General features: G+C 71.1%; 17 protein-coding genes and 2 pseudogenes. 4 read left to right on the plus strand and 15 right to left on the minus strand.

The features are described from left to right. Window positions 1-4: 4 nt before the first annotated feature. Genes MKL11_RS29320 through MKL11_RS29330 form a run of 3 tightly spaced genes read right to left on the minus strand, consistent with a single transcriptional unit; the run spans window position 5 to window position 2,165 of the window. Window positions 5-736, minus strand: coding sequence for an amino acid ABC transporter ATP-binding protein (locus tag MKL11_RS29320; RefSeq protein ID WP_243950188.1), 732 nt, complete (start codon window positions 734-736; stop codon window positions 5-7). Then, window positions 733-1,386 carry an amino acid ABC transporter permease gene (locus MKL11_RS29325; RefSeq protein WP_243950190.1) on the minus strand — a complete coding sequence of 218 codons (654 nt, stop codon included), beginning with the start codon at window positions 1,384-1,386 and terminating at the stop codon, window positions 733-735. The genes MKL11_RS29320 and MKL11_RS29325 overlap by 4 nt, the downstream gene beginning before the upstream one ends. A gap of 5 nt (window positions 1,387-1,391) precedes the next feature. After that, window positions 1,392-2,165 carry an ABC transporter substrate-binding protein gene (locus tag MKL11_RS29330; RefSeq protein ID WP_243950233.1) on the minus strand — a complete coding sequence of 258 codons (774 nt, stop codon included), beginning with the start codon at window positions 2,163-2,165 and terminating at the stop codon, window positions 1,392-1,394. Window positions 2,166-2,304: 139 nt separating this feature from the next. On the opposite strand from MKL11_RS29330, the gene MKL11_RS29335 reads away from it, so the two are divergent. After that, window positions 2,305-2,928: a helix-turn-helix domain-containing protein gene (locus MKL11_RS29335; protein ID WP_409565933.1), complete on the plus strand. Its 624-nt coding sequence runs from the start codon at window positions 2,305-2,307 to the stop codon at window positions 2,926-2,928. A 191-nt stretch (window positions 2,929-3,119) separates the two neighbouring features. On the opposite strand, the gene MKL11_RS29340 is transcribed toward MKL11_RS29335, so the two are convergent. The 7 genes from MKL11_RS29340 to MKL11_RS29370 all read right to left on the minus strand — a co-directional run bounded on the left by MKL11_RS29340 (window position 3,120) and on the right by MKL11_RS29370 (window position 9,653). Further along, entirely contained in the window at window positions 3,120-4,481 is a 1,362-nt protein-coding gene (locus MKL11_RS29340; protein WP_243950194.1) for a DUF3100 domain-containing protein, read from the minus strand. A 175-nt stretch (window positions 4,482-4,656) separates the two neighbouring features. Further along, a complete protein-coding gene (locus MKL11_RS29345; RefSeq protein ID WP_243950196.1) occupies window positions 4,657-6,195 on the minus strand; it encodes an aldehyde dehydrogenase family protein in 1,539 nt (512 codons plus the stop codon). Next, window positions 6,195-7,079 carry an NAD(P)-dependent oxidoreductase gene (locus MKL11_RS29350; RefSeq protein ID WP_243950198.1) on the minus strand — a complete coding sequence of 295 codons (885 nt, stop codon included), beginning with the start codon at window positions 7,077-7,079 and terminating at the stop codon, window positions 6,195-6,197. The genes MKL11_RS29345 and MKL11_RS29350 overlap by 1 nt, the downstream gene beginning before the upstream one ends. Before the next feature lie 101 nt (window positions 7,080-7,180). Beyond that, window positions 7,181-8,092: a LysR family transcriptional regulator gene (locus MKL11_RS29355; RefSeq protein WP_243950200.1), complete on the minus strand. Its 912-nt coding sequence runs from the start codon at window positions 8,090-8,092 to the stop codon at window positions 7,181-7,183. Next, the gene (locus tag MKL11_RS29360) at window positions 8,089-8,226 is read right to left on the minus strand and encodes a hypothetical protein (RefSeq protein WP_243950203.1); all 138 of its coding nucleotides are present in this window, start codon (window positions 8,224-8,226) and stop codon (window positions 8,089-8,091) included. Before MKL11_RS29360 ends, MKL11_RS29355 begins: the two co-directional genes overlap by 4 nt. Window positions 8,227-8,263: 37 nt before the next feature. Next, a complete protein-coding gene (locus MKL11_RS33450; RefSeq protein WP_313900796.1) occupies window positions 8,264-8,788 on the minus strand; it encodes an Lrp/AsnC family transcriptional regulator in 525 nt (174 codons plus the stop codon). Window positions 8,789-8,852: 64 nt separating this feature from the next. Continuing rightward, window positions 8,853-9,653 carry a pentapeptide repeat-containing protein gene (locus tag MKL11_RS29370; protein WP_243950205.1) on the minus strand — a complete coding sequence of 267 codons (801 nt, stop codon included), beginning with the start codon at window positions 9,651-9,653 and terminating at the stop codon, window positions 8,853-8,855. A gap of 175 nt (window positions 9,654-9,828) precedes the next feature. Between MKL11_RS29370 and MKL11_RS29375 the strand changes: the two are divergent. Together MKL11_RS29375 and MKL11_RS29380 are read left to right on the plus strand one after the other, a co-directional pair. Next, window positions 9,829-10,072, plus strand: a pseudogene (locus tag MKL11_RS29375) (transposase); the annotation flags it as partial. A gap of 183 nt (window positions 10,073-10,255) precedes the next feature. After that, window positions 10,256-10,561 carry a hypothetical protein gene (locus MKL11_RS29380; protein ID WP_243950206.1) on the plus strand — a complete coding sequence of 102 codons (306 nt, stop codon included), beginning with the start codon at window positions 10,256-10,258 and terminating at the stop codon, window positions 10,559-10,561. A 26-nt stretch (window positions 10,562-10,587) separates the two neighbouring features. Here the strand turns inward: MKL11_RS29380 and MKL11_RS29385 are convergent, their stop codons facing one another. Next, complete coding sequence (locus MKL11_RS29385) at window positions 10,588-10,965, minus strand: DUF4260 domain-containing protein (RefSeq protein ID WP_243950208.1); 378 nt, start codon at window positions 10,963-10,965, stop codon at window positions 10,588-10,590. Between the two features lie 187 nt (window positions 10,966-11,152). Here MKL11_RS29385 and MKL11_RS29390 point away from each other — a divergent pair, with 187 nt between their 5' ends. Continuing rightward, the gene (locus MKL11_RS29390; RefSeq protein WP_243950210.1) at window positions 11,153-12,040 is read left to right on the plus strand and encodes a LysR family transcriptional regulator; all 888 of its coding nucleotides are present in this window, start codon (window positions 11,153-11,155) and stop codon (window positions 12,038-12,040) included. 19 nt (window positions 12,041-12,059) lie between these two features. Here MKL11_RS29390 and MKL11_RS29395 read toward each other — a convergent pair whose 3' ends face one another. The 4 genes and pseudogenes from MKL11_RS29395 to MKL11_RS29410 form a co-directional block, all read right to left on the minus strand. Then, window positions 12,060-13,157: a chemotaxis response regulator protein-glutamate methylesterase gene (locus tag MKL11_RS29395; protein WP_243950211.1), complete on the minus strand. Its 1,098-nt coding sequence runs from the start codon at window positions 13,155-13,157 to the stop codon at window positions 12,060-12,062. Then, window positions 13,154-13,999 (minus strand): CheR family methyltransferase, encoded by an 846-nt coding sequence (locus tag MKL11_RS29400; protein WP_243950213.1) that lies wholly within the window; start codon window positions 13,997-13,999, stop codon window positions 13,154-13,156. Before MKL11_RS29400 ends, MKL11_RS29395 begins: the two co-directional genes overlap by 4 nt. Window positions 14,000-14,021: 22 nt before the next feature. Then, complete coding sequence (locus MKL11_RS29405) at window positions 14,022-14,495, minus strand: chemotaxis protein CheW (protein WP_243950215.1); 474 nt, start codon at window positions 14,493-14,495, stop codon at window positions 14,022-14,024. Between the two features lie 129 nt (window positions 14,496-14,624). Further along, a pseudogene (locus tag MKL11_RS29410) lies at window positions 14,625-15,024 on the minus strand (methyl-accepting chemotaxis protein); the annotation flags it as partial.

A 15,024-nucleotide genomic window follows, 5' to 3' on the forward strand; every position in this document is an offset into this window, starting at 1 on the left:
TCTCCTACAGCGGATGCAGCACGCGCTGCAGGAAGTCCTGCGTGCGGGGGTTCTGCGGACGGTTCAGGACCTCGGCGGCCGGCCCCTGCTCGACGAGGCGGCCCCCGTCGAGGAACAGGACCCGGTCGGCCACCTCGCGGGCGAAGCCGATCTCGTGGGTCACGACGAGCATGGTCATGCCCTCGTCGGCGAGCCCGCGCATCACCCGCAGGACGTCGCCGACGAGCTCGGGATCGAGCGCCGAGGTCGGCTCGTCGAACAGGATCGCCTCGGGCCGCATGGCGAGCGCCCGCGCGATCGCGACGCGCTGCTGCTGACCGCCGGAGAGCTGGTCCGGCCGGGCGTGCTCCTTGCCCGAGAGCCCGACCCGGGCGAGCAGGGCGCGGGCCCGCTCCTCGGCCGCCGCACGCGGCTCGCCCTTCACGTGGATCGGCCCCTCGACGACGTTCTCGAGGGCGGTGCGGTTGGCGAACAGGTTGAAGCGCTGGAACACCATCGAGACCCGGGTGCGGATCGCCTTGATGCTGCGCGCGTCGCGGTCGACCCGCTGCCCGCCGACGCGGATCTGCCCGCCGTCATAGGCTTCGAGGCCGTTGATGCAGCGGAGAAGGGTCGATTTGCCGGAACCGGACGGCCCGATGATGCACACCACCTTGCCCTTGGCGACTTCGGCGGAGACACCCTTGATCACCTCCAGCGCGCCGTAATGCTTGCGGACATCCTCCAGCACGATCATCGGTGCCGACCCTTGGCCTCGAAATGACGGACCAGCAGGATCAGCGGCAGGCTGAGCGCCAGGTACATCAGCGCCACCATCGTGTAGACGCTGGTGTTCTTGAAGGTGGAGGACGCGATCAGCTTGCCCTGGAGGGCGAGTTCCGCGACCGTGATGGTCGAGGCCTGGGACGAGTCCTTGAGCATCATGATCATGATGTTGCCGTAGGGCGGCAGCGCGATCCGGATCGCCTGCGGCAGGATCACCCGCCGCATGGTCATGCCCCAGCCCATGCCGATCGAGAGCGCGGCCTCGACCTGCCCGCGGTCGACCGCCTCGATGCCGGCGCGGAAGTTCTCGGCCTGATAGGCCGAGTAGGCGATGCCGAGCCCGATGATCGCCGCCTGGACGGCCGTGAGCGACAGGCCGAAATCGGGCATGACGAAGTAGATGTAGAACAGCTGCACGATGATCGGGATGCCGCGCAGGATGTTGATCATCACCGCGCTGAAGCCGGCGAGGATCGCGATGCCGGAGACCCGCAGCATCGCCCACACGAGACCCAGCAGCGTCGAGACCACCAGCGAGGCGAGGGTGATCAGAACCGTGAGCTGCACGCCCTGCAGCAGGATCGGCAGATAATCCTGCGCGTCGGCGAGGAACTCGCGCATGCCACTCAGGACCGGTCGGCCGAGGGTGGCAGGCCCCACTTGGTGAGGATCGCCTGAAGCGTCCCGTCCGCCTTCAGCTTGGCGAGCGCCGCGTCGATCCTGGCGAGCAGCGCGGCGTCGGCCTTGCGCACGCTGAGGCCCACCGAGGCGACGACGGTCGGCTTGAACGTCTCGACCAGGCGCACGCCGGGGAACACGCCCTGCTTGACGTAGTAGGCGAGGATCGGCGCGTCGGCGAAGCCCGCCTTCAGCCGCCCGGCATTCACGTCGCGGATGATGTCGGGGATCGTGTCGTAGATCTTCACCTCGCCGAAGAGACCCGACTTCTTCAGCGGCTCGACGAAGGCGGTGCCGACCTGGGCCCCCACGGTCTCACCCTTCAGGTCGGCGAAGGCGGCGTAATCCCGGGTGTCGGCCTTCGGGACGATCAGGCCCTCGCCGTAGCTGTAGACCGGCGCCGAGAAGGCCACGACCTCCTGGCGCTGGGGGGTGATGAACATCGCCGCCGAGATGATGTCGATCTTGGAGGCGGTGAGCGCCGGGATCAGCGTCGAGAATTGCAGCGGCTCCACCGCCACCGTGAAGCCCGCCTCCTTGCCGACCGCGTTGACGAGGTCGACCATCACCCCCTGGATGCTGTTGGTCTTGGTGTCGAGGAAGGTGAACGGCAGGCCTGTCGGCGTCGCGCCGACCCGCAGCGGCTGGGCGCTGCCCCCATGCCCCAGCAGCCCGAGGAGCAGGGCCGACGACAGACACAGACTGGCCAACCGTCTTCTCATCATGCCGCTCCCGTCAGGTGGCCGGGCTGTCCGGCGATCGCCGTCCCCGATTTCACATTCGTGAAGAATACCGCATGTTCCTTCGGTCGACGCAAGCGGATTTCACGTGCATGAAGGATCGGACGAGAGGCAGGCTGGTGTGTCGGTGAGCATTCCCCGAGGCGACGCGATGGGCCCGGAACCGGTGGACAGGGCCGTGGGGCAGCGCCTGCGCGGCCTTCGGCGCGCGCGCGGCCTCTCGCTGGAGGCGATGGCCTCCAGCACGGGCCTGTCGATCGGCTTCATCAGCCAGGTCGAGCGGGGCCTGTCCTCGCCGTCGCTGCGCGTGCTGGCGGTCCTCGCGGACACGCTGCAGATCGGGATCGGAGGCCTGTTTGAGCCCACCCTGGACGAGCCCGATCCGGATCCGATCGTCGTGTTCCGGAAGGATCGACCCGAGCTGCAGCTCTGGCGTGCCGGCATCACCAAGCAGCTTCTGACGCCGCCCGACGGGACACAGGGCATGAGCCTGTTCCACATGGTCCTGAAACCCGGCGCCAGCACGGGCGACGAGTCGTTCAGTCATGAAGGCGAGGAGGCCGGCCTCGTCCTCGAGGGGAGGCTGACCCTGGTCGTCGAGGCGCGCACGCTCCAGCTGGCGGAAGGCGACAGCTTCCGCTTCGAGAGCCGGCGGCCGCATCGCTTCAGCAATCCCGACCCGCGCGGCCAGTCCATCGTGCTCTGGGTCAACGTCCTCGGGCCTGCTCAAGCCAAGGCCAGATAGCGCATCGGTCCGGGCACCGGACCCGGAACGAGGTTCTGGGCCGCGCTCTTGGCATCGTCTTTTACCGAAGACCGCCGACCGCCTTTCGAAATGATGCGCCGGGGTGCCTTTTGCCGCGATGGATCGCGGTTCGACGCAGGAGCGCGCGCCGCGATGCCCCCACGCGACCCTATGCCGGTCGGCGTGGCGGCTCACCCCGGCGGCGCGTGCATGAAGAACTGCGCGATCAGCACCGCGCCGAGGAACGTCCCGGCATTGGCCAGGAAGGAGACCACGACGATCCGCCAGCCGAGGCTGCGGAACGCAGGCACGTCCTTGGCGACCGAGAGACCCGCGAAGGTCAGGATCGGCGTGGCCAGCGCCAGGAAGTTGAGCTTGCCGGTCAGGGCGGCGATCTCGGCGGCGTAGGGCGTGCCGGGATAGGTCAGCGCCATGCCGATGATCGAGACCCAGAGGACGGCGGGCAGGCGCCGGCCGAGGAGCAGGTACAGGCCCCATCCGGCCAGGACGGTGCCGATGATGATCGCCATCCCGGCGACGACCTGCGCGTCGGGGACGACGCCGTAGGTCAGCCAGTTGCCGATGAGCCCGTACGCCCCGATCAGGATCCAGGCGAGCACGGTCTCGCCGAGGCCGATCCGCACCTCCTGATGGACCGGCTCGGCCGCCTGTGGGTCGACCGCCGGACGGGCGGCGTCCGGCCGGTCGCGGCCGAGGATCGGCTCCAGCTTGCCGTAGGCCCAGATCGTGAAGGGCAGCGACAGGAACAGGGTGAAGTACGTGCCGATCGTCGTGGTGACGAGGTTGCTGGCCGCCGCGAAGGTGGCGACGTCCTTGGCGACCTCGGGCGTCTGCTGCGCGGCGATCGCCCCCGAGGCGGCGGCCATCATGCTGCCGGAGCCGACGCCGGCCCCCATCGCCAGGGCCAGCGGGTCGAAGATCTTCAGGCTGGCGATCAGCCCGGCCAGCAGGGCGATGAACACCGCGCCGAACACCGTGCCGGTCAGATACTCGGCCAGCACGCCGCGGCCCTCCGGCGAATTCATGCCGTAGCGCTCGCCGATGATGGCGAGGCTCGGCTCGCGGCCGACCGAGAAGGTCGCGCCGATCGCCTCGCGCTTGATGCCGAGCAGGAGCGCGACCGGCAGGCCGAACACCATCGTGCCGAAGAAGTGGCCGAATTCCTGGAAGGCCAGCGCCCAGCCCGAGGCGAGAAGCTTCGGCAGCGACCCGCCGACGAGCAGGCCGAGCTTGGCGATGAAGATCAGCAGCGCCGGCTGGAGATAGGCGGAGGCCGCGTTCTGCAGGGCGCCCGAAAGCCGCAGCGGCGCCGGGAGGCGCGGGCTCATCAGCCCCAGCGCCCCGCCGAGGAGCAGGGCCCAGAGCAGCGGGAGCAGCACGATCTTGCCGGCACCCACCGGGATGCTGACGTTGCCGATCGCCTCAGCGATGACGACGATGACGAGGGCGAGGAGGAACAGCGTCAGCTTCCCGCCGCCCGAGACGGGCGGCGCGACCGGCCGCGCATCCGCCGCAGAGAGTTCGCCCGCCATCGTCATCCTCCTTGCCCCCCTTGGGGTTGCCTGTCGCTTCGCCGGTCTTGTCGGTGCTCCGTGCCCGAGCCGGATGGAGCGTGGGTCCGCTCTCCCGTGCGGGAGAGGGCCCGTCGCGCTGTCCGAGCTCATGTCGCTCGCCCGTCAGTTCGTCGCGACGCGATCGGGGACGGCGCTAGCCCACGTAGCCGAAGGTCACCGCCGGCTCGGCGGCGGTCTCGACCCAGACGCTCTTGGTCTGGGTGTAGGCCATCAGCGCCTCGCGGCCCGAGGAGCGGCCGAAGCCCGATCGGCCGAAGCCGCCGAACGGCGAGGCCACGTTGATCGTCTTGTAGCCGTTGACCCAGACCGTCCCGGCCCGGAGCGCCGCCGCGACCCGGTGGCCGCGCCCGCCATCGCCGGTCCAGACCGCGCCGGCGAGGCCGTAGGGCGTGCCGTTGGCCAGTGCGACCGCCTCCGCCTCGCTCTCGAACGGCAGGACCGTCAGGACCGGGCCGAACACCTCCTCCCGGGCGATCGCCGCGTCCGGCGCCACGCCATCGACGATGGTCGGGCCGTAATAGAAGCCCCCCGTGTCCCGCAGGTCCGGGGGGCAGGCCCCGCCCGCCGCGATGGTCGCGCCGGCACCCGCGGCGGCCTCGACCATGTCGGCGATCCTGTCGCGCTGACGCCGGTTGTTGATCGGTCCGATCTGCGTCGCCGGGTCGGTCGGCGCCCCGACCGGGATGCGCGCGGCGGCGTGGGACAGGCGCTCGACGAAGGAGGCGTGGATCGAGCGGTGCACGAGGAGCCGGGAGCCGGCCACGCAGCTCTGGCCGGCGCCGCCGAAGATCGCGGCCTGCGCGCCGATCAGCGCACGGTCGAGGTCGGCGTCGGCGAACACGATGTTGGCCGACTTGCCGCCGAGTTCGAGCACGCTCGGCACGATGTTGCGGGCCGCCGCGGCGGCGATCTGCGCCCCGGCCTCGGCCGAGCCCACGAACACCACGAGGCGCGTGTCGGGATGGGCCACCGCCGCCGCCCCGGTGGTCGGGCCGGCGCCGGCGAGCACCGAGACGAGGCCGCGCGGCATCCCCTCGGCGCGGTCGCAGAGCAGGCCCAGCGCCAGCGAGGTCAGCGGCGTCAGCTCGGAAGGCTTCAGCACCACGGCGTTGCCGGCGCAGAGGGCCGGGGCGATCTGCCAGCCGGCGGTGAAGATCGGCGCGTTCCAGGGGGTGATCTGCACCACGGTGCCGAAGGGCTCGTGGCGGGTGTAGTTCAGGTGCGAGGTCGGGACCGGGATGACCTCGCCGTGGAGCTTGTCGCACCAGCCGGCATAATACTCGAACATCTCGGCGACCTTGGCGACCTCGCCGCGGGTGTCGCGGATCGGCTTGCCCGCCGAGAGGGTTTCCAGCTCGGCGAGCGCCGCGGCGTGCTGCCGGACCAGGGCGGCCACCGCCCAGAGTGCCCGGCCGCGGGCGGCGGCACTCAGGCCCCACCACGCGCGCTGGGCGTCCCGCGCCGCCGCCATGGCGGCCTCGACCACCGACGGCCCGGCATCGGCGAAGCGCGCCAGCAGGCCGCCATCGGCGGGGTTGACCAGATCGAGGGCGGCGCCGGTCCCGTCGAGGATCTCGCCGGCCACGACGCTGCCGATGCGGCCGCCCGGCAGCAGGTCGGCCAGAAGGGCGGCGACCCGGTCGGCGGCGGGCGAGTGCGGCATCCCGGACATCAGTGGGCTCCCTTGCGATCGCGGTAATCGGCCATGCGGGTGAAGTCGGCCGTGTCGGGAATGGTGTCCTGCGCGGCCTGCCAGATCCGCTTCACCGCGGCGGAGAGCGGCAGGTCGATGCCGCATTCGGCGGCGAGCTCGAGGGCGAGGCGCACGTCCTTGCGCATCAGGCCGGCCGAGAAGCCGCTGTCGAAGGTGCCGGACTGGACCCAGCGCGGGACCATGACCTCGCTGATCGCGCTGCGGCCGGTGGCGGTGTTGATGACCTTGACGGCCTCCTCGGCCGAGAGGCCGGCCGCCTCGGACAGCCGCAGGGCCTCGCCGGTGGTGACGAGATGCGCCGCGACCAGCAGGTTGTTGACGAGCTTGACGATATTGCCGGCCCCCGACGGACCGACATGCGGCGCGCGCGCCGACATCGCCTCCAGGACCGGCCGGGCCAGGTCGTAATCGGCCTCCGCCCCGCCGACCATCATGGTCAGGGTGCCTTCGGCGGCGCCGGACGGGCCGCCGCTCACCGGCGCGTCGAGGAGGGCATGGCCGGCGGCGGCGAGGCGCTCGGCGAGGCGCCGCGTCGTGCCGGGATCCGAGGTCGAGGTGTCCACGACGACCACCTTCCGGTCGGTCCGGGACAGGAGGCCGCCCTCCGCGGTGACCACCGCCTCGACGTCCCGCGCCAGCGGCAGCGAGAAGACCAGCGCGTCGGCCCGGCGCAGGACGTCGTTCAGGGCGTCGAGGGTGGTCACGCCGGCCGCAGCGGCGGCGGGCCGCCGTTCCGCGGCGATGTCGTAGCCCAGGACCGCGAAGCCCTTGCGGGCCAGGGTCGCGGCCATGCCCAGCCCCATGTTGCCGAGCCCGACGACGCCTACCGTTGCGATGGTCATGCCGATCCGTCCTCACGATGCGGCACGATAGTTCCGGTAAACGCGTGTTGCGACAACAACCGATTTCTGCACGATCCGTGCGGAAATACAGCACACTCGCATCAGGCCGGCGACGGCCGGAACGCCACCATGTGGTCGGCCAGCCAGCCGAGCAGCCGCGCGGCGCCCTCAGGCAGCCGCCGCCGGGCCCGGATGACGAGGTGGGCGCTCGCCTCCGACAGGATGGCATCGCGCAGCGGCACCGCGCCGAGGACACCGTCGCGCAGCTCGGCCGCGACCACGAAGCGGGGCAGGAAGGCGACACCCATGGCCGCCATCACGAAGCGGCGGTGCATCTCGAAGGACGCCGTCTCCAACCGCGGCACCAGCCGGAAGCCGCCATCCGCCTCGACGCGGCCGATCAGCTGGCGCACCCCGTGGTCGGGCGGCAGCAGGGCGGCCGGTTCGGTGGCGAAGCTGCGCAGCGGAACCGGGGCCGCCCCGTCGGCCAGGGGATGGCCCTTCGGCAGGACGGCGAGCAGCGGCTGCCGGGCGGAGACGACGCCGCGGACATCCGGATGCGCGGGCGGATTGTACACGAGGCCGATATCCGCCTCGCCCCGCGCGATCGCCGCGAGGATGCCGTCGGTGGTGCCGATCTCGACCTGATAGGCGATGCCCGGATGGTCCTGCGCGAAGCCCGCCAGGGCGTTGTCGAGGAGGTCGATCAGGAACCCGGCACCGCAGCGCAGGCTGATCGTGCCCCGCTGCACCCCGCGCAGGCGCTTCAGCTGGTCCTCCAGCAGCGCCGCCTCGTCGGCCTGCCGCTGCGCGTGCTCGGCGACCAGACGGCCGGCCTCGGTCGGGATCACGCCCCGGGGCAGGCGTTCGAGCAGGGGCTCGCCGACCTGCGCCTCCAGCTCGATGATCTGCCGACTGACGGCCGAGGCGGCGACGTTCAGGACCTCGGCGGCGGCCCGGACCGAGCCCGCGCGCACGACGGCGAGGAGGTAGCGGAGGGCGCGGTCGTTCACGGCGACGGCAGCCGGTCGGACCCGCGGAACGCCTTCGCGTCGCCGACGATGGTCCGGCGGCGCCCGGCGGTCGTGGCGTCGCGCAGGCGCAGGTCGCACGGGGTGCCCGCGTGCGCTTCGGGGGTCGACGTCATGCCGGGGTACCTCCCGCATCCTCATCCGCGCCGGCCATCAGAGCCTCCGGCCCGCCGCCACGACGGTCCGGATGGCGAAGCGCGATTGCAGCCGGGCGGCCCCCGGCAGGCTAGAGCGCTCTCCGCCGAAGTGGACACCGGTTCGGCGTAAGAGAGCGCGGCTAGACAAGGACTTAGAGCCGTTCCCTGTCGCAACGCGATCGGGAACGGCTCTAGACGGGACCTCCTTGTGCAGCCGCTCGTGATCGGCCGCATCGCTCACCTTGAGCTTCACGCGGTAATCGGCCGTCCCGGTCATCAGATAGCGATCCTGCACCTCGGGGCAGCGCCGGACGGCCGCCTCGGACCGGTTGAGGTAATCCTCGGTCTGGCGGTCCAGGGTGAACTGGGTGAGGACCACGCGGCCCGGCCCGTCGGCCGCACGGCCGATGAGCGCCGTGCAGCCCCGGATGATCCCGGAATCCTCCCGGTGGCGCACACGGCGATGGCAGGCGGAGGCCGACAGCCCCACCGCGGCTTCGAGGTCCGCCTCGCTGATCACGACCGTCTTGCGCCGTGACACCCATGATGCCCGTCGCGAGCCCGATGCACCGTGCACGGAGGCAGTGTGACGCGTTTGGCGAACCTTAATTTGACGCCTGGGTGATGGCGCGGTCGACGTTGACACGGCCCGACCAGTCCTTGGCGCTGTCCTGCCCCTTGAGGTCGATCAGCCGGGCGCCGCTGACATCGACGTTCTTGAAATCCGCGCCCGCGATCGTGGCGCCGGTCAGGTTCGCCCCGGACAAATCCGAGCCCATCAGCACCACGTCGGTCAGATCGGCGTCCTTGAGGTCGGCGTATTCCAGCCGCGACCGGCCGAGATTGGCCCCCTTCAGGTTCGCGCCCGCGAGGTTCACCGAGGTGAACACCGCCCGCATCAGGCCCATCGACTGGTTCTTGATGTCCGCGCCGCCCTTGAGGTCGACCAGCGTCGCGCCGCTCATGTTGGCGCCTTTGAAGTCGCCGATCGGCATGGCGCGGCTCAGATCGGCGCCGCTGAGGTTGGCGTCCCGGGCGGTGATCCCGAACATCTTCGTGTCCGCGAGCTTGGCGCCGGACAGGTCGGCCTTCAGGAACCACGCCTGTTCGAGGTTCGCCCCGCTGAGATCGGCGCCGCGCAGGTCGGTCTTGTTCAGCCGCGCCGTCCGCAGATTGGCACCGCGAAGGTTCAGCCCCGACAGGTCGAGGCCGGACAGCGCCTTGTCGTGCAGATCGATCGGCTTGCCGTCGGCGGCCTTGATCAGCGCCTCGACATCGGCGCGGCTCATCTCGGCTCTGGTCATCGCCGGCGAGGCCATGTCCGCGCCGAGCAGCAGATCCTGCTCGGCGGCGGCGGGGCCTGCGGCGAGGGCGGCCAGCATGAAGCTCAGGGCGAGGCGGCGCATCGGTTCACTCCCATCGGGTGCCGCGCGGGGCCGGCGCCCGTATCGTGTTCGTTGTGGCGCGATGCTATGCCGAGCCGCCGCACCCGGTCGGAGACCCTGACGTCCCCCATCGCTTTGGTCCAGCCTGAGTGCGAGTTTTCCGGTTTTGTGAGACCCAGATGGGAGGATCAGGGCCGTGAAGTCGAGCAGGTTCCCCGAGGAGCAGATCGCCTCTGCGCGACAGCAGGCTGAGACTGGAACGCCGGTCGCGGAGGTGCTGCGCCGGATGGGCATCTCGGAGCAGGCGTATCTCACGCTGGAAGAAGCTCTACGGGGGCTTGGGCACGGGCGAGCTGCAGCGTTTCCGGCCGTTGGAGCAGGAAAACCGCGAGCTCAAGCAGCTCGCGGCCGATCTCAGCCTCGACACGCACCTCTTACAGGTGCGGCCGCGCGATCGCCGGCTTCCGGAGAGGCCCAAGTGTCGGCCGATACATCCGAACGCGATCCGCGATCCGCGCACGAAAGGCCGAGATCGACCCGCGTATTGAGCATGGCGCGATCGGATTTCGCGATGCGGCCTGCAAAAATACTGGGGTTGCCGCGACTCTGGATGCGGCGTTAACTTGGGCCGGTCGCCTTGCGGCGACGCGATCGAAAGCGAATACGGGGGCGAAGTGTTCGTTCTGGTGCTGGCGACCCTGGCGGGTGGCATCCTGACCTGTCTGTGCGCATGGCCCTGGTTCGGCTTCGGCGCGCTCTTCCTGGCCCCGTTCGGAGCGGGGAGCGCGGCGGTCTTCGCCGGGCTCGGGCTCGCCGCCCTGCGGAGCCGGCGTCCCGCCGGGTTGCACGAGCCGGTCCCGGGTGCGCGGCCCGAGGCGCCCCCCGCCGTCGCCGACGACACGCTCTCGGGCCATCGCCGCCGGGCGTGACGCGCCGTCGGGGCGCCGCTCGTCCATCACGGTTTCCGGATCGTCCCCAGATGGGTGACGCCGAAGCCGGCCGGGTGCTTGAGGCCGTAGCCGAGGGCGCGGTCGAAGCCGATATGGGCGGCCCAGATCAGTCCCGCCGCGAGGATCTCCGGCGCCGGCCCGAACACGCCCCAGGCGACGCACGCGGCCGGCGGGCCGTACCAATGTCCGGAATTGTAGAGCGCGGCCCCCGTCGCGCGCCCGGCGCCATAGCCGAGCAGGGTCAGGTCGGGGACCAGAAACAGCAGCGCGAACGGCCACCACGCCGCCTCCAGCCGGCCATACGTCACCGCGGCGGCGGCGAAGACGAGCAGGCCTTCGAGGCGCAGAAGCAGCCGCGGCGCGCCCGTTACGGTTCCGGTCATGATGGAGCTCCCGGAGCATGATCCCGAAAGGGGGTTGCCGGCTTTCGGAGAGAGACGAGGCCCGGTCATCGTCCCCGCGCGTCGTCCTGGATCCGGCATCACCCCGATGCGCTGGGTGGACACGCGGAGATTCGATCATCTATGCGTGCATAGCGAGGCCTGAATTCCGCATGGCGTAGTCCGAAAAATGAATACCCTGGACTGGACCCTGCTGCGCTCGTTCCTCGCGGTGGTGGACATGCGCTCGCTGTCGGCGGCCGCGACCCGCGTCGGGGCGACCCAGCCGACGCTGAGCCGGCATATCCGCGCGCTGGAGACGGCGCTCGGCGCCACCCTGTTCACGCGCTCGGCGCGGGGGCTCGAACCGACCGAGGCGGCCTTGAGCCTGATCGACGATGCCCGGGCGATGGGCGAGGCCGCCGAGGCGCTGGCGCGCAAGGCGCAAGGGCAGGCGCAGGGCTTGAGCGGCACCGTGCGGATCACCGCCTCGGTGATCGTCGCCAACCTGATGCTGCCGCAGATCCTGGCGGACCTGCGGGCGGCCGAGCCGCGCATCCAGATCGAACTGGTCGCCTCGGATCAGGCCCAGAACCTGCTGCGCCGGGATGCCGACATCGCCATCCGGATGTTCGACCCGACCCAGAACGCCCTGATCGCCCGGCGGCTCGGAGAGGCGCCGCTCGGGCTGTTCGGCGCCCGGGGCTATTTCGCGCGCCGCGGCCGCCCCCGCACCGTGGCGGACCTGGCCGAGCACGACGTCCTCGGCTTCGACCGCAACGACGCCCTCCTGCGGGCCTATGCCGCCCACGGGCTCCGGGCGGTGCGCGCGGATTTCCCGGTCCGCTGCGACGACCAGATGGTCTCTTGGAACCTGATGCTGGCCGGGGCCGGCCTCGGCTTCGCCCAGGTGCTGCTGGCCGGGCGCCACCCCGACCTGGAGCAGGCGGAGATCGACCTGCGCCTCGCGCCCCTGCCGGTCTGGCTGGTCTTGCACGAGGAGGTGCGCGGCAACGCCCGGATCCGCCGGGTCGCCGATTTCCTCACGGAGGCGCTCGGCGGCCTGCTGCGGGGCTGAGGGCGGGTCCGTCCCGGCCTCACGCCGGCTGGCGCTGCACCGGGGCGAGGCCGAACCGGATGATCTCGTGGGGCAGGCGGTCGAGCGGCAGGACCTTGACGGCGGCGCCGCGCTCGATCGCCTCCTTGGGCATGCCGAACACCACGCAGCTCTCCTCGTCCTGCGCCACCGTGAGAGCCCCGGCCCGGCGCATCTCCAGCAGGCCGTTGGCGCCGTCGTCGCCCATGCCGGTCATGATGATGCCGAGCGCGTTGGCGCCGGCGCATTGCGCGGCCCCGCGGAACAGCACGTCCACCGAGGGACGGTGGCGCGAGACCAGCGGGCCGTCCTTCACCGCCACGGTGTAGCGGTTGCCGCTGCGCTGGAGCAGCAGGTGCCGGCCGCCCGGCGCGATCAGGGCCAGGCCGGGGCCGACCGCGTCGCCGTCCTCCGCCTCCTTCACGGCGATGGCGCAGAGACCGTCGAGCCGTTTGGCGAAGGCCGCCGTGAAATGCTCGGGCATGTGCTGGACGATCACGAGCCCCGGGCAATCGACCGGCAGCGCTTCGAGCACGTCGCGCAGGGATTCCGTGCCGCCCGTGGAGGCGCCGATGCAGATGATCGGCTCGGTCCCGGCCAGGGTCCGGGTGCGGCCCGAGGGCGGCAGCACGGCGTCGGCGGTGAGCTTGGCCTCGACCGCCCGGAAGGCCGGACGGCTCACGCGCAGCTTCGCCCCGGCGGCGGCCCGCACCGCGTCGCAGACCCGGACGGAGGATTCCATCAGGAACTGGCGGGTGTCGACGCGGGGCTTCGGGAGGACGTCCACCGCCCCCGCTTCCAGCACGTCGAACAGCGTCCGCGAGCCGTCGTCGGTGAGCGTCGAGCAGACGATCACCGGGATCGGCCGTTGCGCCATGATCTTGCGCAGGAAGGTCAGCCCGTCCATCCGGGGCATCTCGAGGTCGAGGATGATGACGTCCGGGACCTCGTCGTGGATACGCCGGGCCGCGATGAACGGGTCCGCCGCCGTGCCCAGCACCGCGATGTCGGGGGCCGCCTCCAGGATGCCCACCAGGGTCTGCCGGACCGAGGCGGAATCGTCCACGATCAGGACGCGGATCGGCGCGGGCTGCCTCACGCGACCGCGCCCTTCGCCCGGGCGAAGATCGTCGAGGACACCTGCACCAGGCCCGGCACCCCGGCCCCGGCCATCGATTCCGAGTGGCCGACCACAAGGAAGCCGCCGGGCTGCAGATGCGTGGCGAGCCGGGACAGCACCGCCCGCTGGGTGTCCTTGTCGAAGTAGATCAGCACGTTGCGGCAGAAGATGACGTCGATGTCGTGGTCGACCGGGTACTGGGCGTTCATCAGGTTCAGGTGCTTGAAGTGCACGCGGGCCCGCAGCTCCGGCACGATCCGCCCGACCTTCAAGCCCGGGTCCCGGGCATGCATCACGTAGCGCCGGCGGAAATGCGACGGCACCGCCTGGAGGACGTCGTCCGGGTAGATGCCGTCCGCGGCGACCCGCAGGACCTCGGTGGAGACGTCGGTGCCGAGGATCGCGTAATCGAGGGCTTGCCCGGCCATCGCCATGTCGTGCAGCACCATGGCCAGGGTGTAGGCCTCGGCCCCCGTGGAGGCGGCGGCGCTCCACAGCTTGAGGCGGCCCTGGGTGGCACCGGTCCGGCGCAGCATCGGCACCAGCTCGTCCCGGAGCTGGTCGAAATGCGCGGGCTCCCGGAAGAAGTCGGTCTTGTTGGTGGTGACGCAGTCGATGATGTGGACGAGTTCCCGCTCGAGGTTGCCCTCATCGAAGACGTGCCGCCCGTAGGCGGACAGGGATTCGATATCGAGGGCGCGCATGCGCTTGCGCAGCCGCCCCTCCACCATGGTGCGCTTGGCCGCGGGGATCTGGATCCCGACCCGGTCCTGGATCAGGTCGGCGACGCTCTCGAAATGACGGTCGCTCAGCTGCGGCATGGCATCGATCCCCGTACGGCGTTCAGGCTGCGAGCGCGGGGAGCAGCAGGGCCGGGTCGTCGCCCGCCATCAGCGCCTTGAGGTCGAACACGACCACGAAGGCCTCGCCCCGGCGGCCGATGCCGGCGATGTAGGTCGAGCGCCAGCGGCCGCCGACATCGGGGGCGGGCTCCAGCTCGGCGCTGTCGAGCTCGGCCACCTCGATCACCCGGTCGGCCACGAAGCCGACCCGCATCTCCCGCGTCCCCATGGGAATGTTGAGCAGGATGATCCGGGTCGCCGGGGTCACGTCGATCGCCGGCAGGCCGAGCTTGGTGCGCAGGTCGACCACGGGGTAGCTCTGCCCGCGCACGTCGATCATGCCGACCAGGAACGGCGGCGCCTGCGGCAGGGCCGCCGGCGCGCGGTAATCGAGGATCTCGTGCACGGATTCGATGGCGATCCCGAAGATCTCGCGATCGAGGCCGAGGGTCAGGTATTGCCACACGCTGGACATGCTGGTCTCCGGCTGGGCCGCTGCCGGTCGGGTCCTGCCCGATCGGGGGACACGGGCCTTCACCGCGGCGAGATGGGGATTCAGGGAAGGAACCGCGCGGAAAAAACGCCCGCGCGGTGCCGGGGCCGTTCAGGCGGCGCGGACGAAGTCGGCGTCGCGGGCGTCGCCATCGCCCATGTCGAGGTCGAAGCCGCTCCCCGCAGCCAGGGTCGGCCGGCCGGCGCGGGCCCTCACGCCGGCCTTACCGCCGGTCTTGCTTCCGGGCTTGCCCTCGGTCTTGGCCTTGGCCGGCGCGCCCATCCGGGCCGCCGTCGCCCGCAGCTGCGTCGCCGCCGCGTCGATGCGGATTTCCGCCTCGTCGACGCGGAAGTAGGCGATGGTCGCCTGGAGCCGCTCGGCCTGGTTGGCCAGCTCGTCCGAGGTCGCCGAGACCTGCTCGGAGGCGCTGGCGTTCTGCTGCGTGACCTTGTCGAGCTGCTGGATCGCCTGGTTGATCTGCGCCGAGCCGACATCCTGCTCCCGGCACGCC

Source organism: Methylobacterium sp. J-077, from assembly GCF_022829365.1.
Classification (GTDB): domain Bacteria; phylum Pseudomonadota; class Alphaproteobacteria; order Rhizobiales; family Beijerinckiaceae; genus Methylobacterium.